The organism is Oleiphilus sp. HI0117 (assembly GCF_001635235.1).
Genome location: NZ_LWGA01001162.1, coordinates 1 through 787, shown reverse-complemented (window position 1 = coordinate 787; position 787 = coordinate 1). Strand labels below are relative to the sequence as shown.

Below are 787 nucleotides of genomic sequence, written 5' to 3'. Positions count from 1 at the left end.
TTGAAGCAAAACCCGGATCATCAAGACGCAAAATCAAACAAAGAACTAATAGAGAAACTTCAACAGGAAAACGAGCAGAAACAAAACAGTGACCAGGAGAACCAGGAGAACCAGGAGAACCAGGAGAACCAGGAGAACCAGGAGAACCAGGAGAACCAGGAGAACCAGGAGAACCAGGATCAGGGTAAGCCCGATAATTCTGAAAGCCAAGATGGTGGCAAACAACAAAACCGAGAAAAATCACAGGATCAACAGTCAGGTAGCTCAGAAGACGAAAAAGAGCAGTCTCAAGGTGAGCAAACTGAACAAACGACTGAAGAGCAGGATGCGCAAAAACGAGAAGCAAAACCAGAACAAGATGAAACAGACAGTAATGAAGAAAACCCTATTACATCTTCTTTGCAAGCGCTAAACGAAGAAGAAAAACAATCTTATGAGCAATGGATGCGCAGAGTGCCTGACGACCCATCAGGCCTTCTTCGCAGAAAATTCGAGCAACAATCTTATGACCGCCGACGCAAAGGCGGGTCAGCAGTAATAAATGAAGGTGAGCCAATATGGTGAACGATAAGCCAAAATTAAATAAAGGCTATCCACACAAACATCACAATATGCTTAGTAAGCTGCTTAGCTTACTAACACTTTGCCTACTTAGTCAGCTTAGCCTTGCCAACACATCCCTTAGTGCCAGTGTTGACAGGAATAAAGTATATCTCAATGAGAGCTTCAACCTTAAGCTTCAGGGGAATGTGGATATCGACTTTAGCCTGGGCGGCTTAATGAGCTT

2 protein-coding genes are annotated in these 787 nt (G+C 44.0%); both read left to right on the top strand.

What is annotated here, in order from left to right:
- The coding region (locus A3757_RS27100; RefSeq protein ID WP_231878339.1) for a hypothetical protein at positions 1–564 on the top strand (564 nt) is incomplete at its 5' end.
- Positions 558–787: hypothetical protein (locus A3757_RS20590; protein ID WP_156506459.1), on the top strand; the 230-nt coding region annotated here is incomplete at its 3' end. The genes A3757_RS27100 and A3757_RS20590, both read left to right, overlap by 7 nt.